We start from the raw sequence: 259 nt of genomic DNA, 5'->3' as shown, positions 1-259 counted from the left end.
GGCACCACCGTCACCATTAAGGCGGGTGAGGCCACCGGTTCGACTCAGGTCACTGCACCAGACAACGTCTACGTCAACGACCCGGTCACCATTACCCAGTCCCTGACTGGCGTTACCGGCAAGGGCGCGGATCAGTTCGAGCAACTGGAACTGGGCAAGGACAGCGTCAGCACCACCGTCACGGACGAGCCTGCAGGTGAGGGCGACCTGGTCAAAGTCACCATCGTGGCCGATCAGGTATCGGTCAACGAAGCGACCG

General features: G+C 61.8%; 1 protein-coding gene. It reads left to right on the top strand.

Going from position 1 to position 259, the window contains the following annotated elements; translation table 11 throughout:
- Positions 1 to 259 (top strand): immunoglobulin-like domain-containing protein (locus ACN6NG_RS30015; protein WP_474317557.1); only part of this gene is annotated, 259 nt, incomplete at both ends.

This window comes from Pseudomonas sp. TSO6 (genome assembly GCF_056098905.1).
This window is presented reverse-complemented; position numbering and strand designations above follow the sequence as displayed.